Annotated in this window: 2 protein-coding genes; both read left to right on the top strand. The window is 63.8% G+C overall.

Features of this window, described 5'->3' with window-relative positions; all coding sequences use genetic code 11:
- Nucleotides 1–462: flavin monoamine oxidase family protein (locus CLG96_RS18400; RefSeq protein ID WP_207796763.1), on the top strand; the 462-nt coding region annotated here is incomplete at its 5' end.
- 2 nt (nt 463–464) lie between these two features.
- Nucleotides 465–899, top strand: coding sequence for a c-type cytochrome (locus CLG96_RS18405; RefSeq protein ID WP_207796764.1), 435 nt, complete (start codon nt 465–467; stop codon nt 897–899).
- Nucleotides 900–1,062: the final 163 nt, after the last annotated feature.

Here is a 1,062-nt window from a genome sequence, read left to right on the forward strand (position 1 = left end):
CGCTTCTGGGAGGAGGACGACCATATCTATGGCGGGCACAGCTTCACCTCGCAGACCATCGGCCTCGTCTCCTATCCCAACGACAATATGTTCGGTAAGGGACCCGCAGTGCTGCTCGGCGCCTATGCGGGCGGCGCGGCCTCCTATCAATTCTCCGGCATGACGCCCGAGCAGCGGATCGAAGCCGCACTGGCGCAGGGCGAGGTATTCCACCCGCAATATCGCAAGGAGTTCATGAACGGCGTCGCGGTCGCCTGGAGCCGCGTGCCGTGGATCGTGGGGTGCGCCGCGGATTGGACGGACGAGACCCGCAAGCAGCATTATCAGAACCTCGTCGCGATCGACGGACGTGTCATACTCGCGGGCGAGCATGCCTCTTACTATGGCGCGTGGATGGAGGGTGCGATCCTCTCCTCGCTCGACGCCATCACCCGTCTGCACAAGCAGGCACAGGAGGCATGAGCATGATGTATCGCAAAATTGCAGGAACGGCGGCGGCATTGATGGTCCTGGCCGGCATCGCGAGCCAGGCGATCGGCCAGTCCTCGGGTGATGGGCCGGGCGGCGGCCCGACCGATGGGTCGATCGCCTCTTCCGGCGAACAGGTATATCAGCAGATCTGCCAGGCCTGCCACATGCCGGACGCGAAGGGTGGAAGCGGGGCGGGCAACATCCCGGCCCTCGCCGCGAATCCGAACCTCAAGGACGCCTCCTATCCGATCAACGTGATCCTGCGCGGCAAGGGCGGCATGCCGTCCTTCGCCGGCATGATCGAGCCGGACCAGATTGCCGGGGTGGTGGGCTATCTCCGCACCCATTTCGGCAACAACTATGCCGAGCCGGTGACCGAAGAGGACGTCAAGAAGATCGCGGCCAGCCTGCCCGCCAGCGACGAATAGTCTGGCTGATCGAGGCTCTCCCTCCGGGGAGAGCCTCCTATTCCAACATCCTTATCGGGAACAGCGATCATGATCGATATCGATCCGCCGACACGGCGTGAGCTTTTGTCCGCCATCGGCAAGGCAGGTGGGGCGGCAGCACTTTACCAGGCGATGACGGCGC

It is taken from the genome of Sphingomonas oleivorans, from assembly GCF_003050615.1.
GTDB classification, from domain to species: domain Bacteria; phylum Pseudomonadota; class Alphaproteobacteria; order Sphingomonadales; family Sphingomonadaceae; genus Sphingomonas_H; species Sphingomonas_H oleivorans.

Bases quoted from the DNA above. Each gene is read 5' to 3' on its own strand.
- CLG96_RS18405 (WP_207796764.1), top strand. From the start codon at position 465: ATGATGTATCGCAAAATTGCAGGAACGGCGGCGGCATTGATGGTCCTG.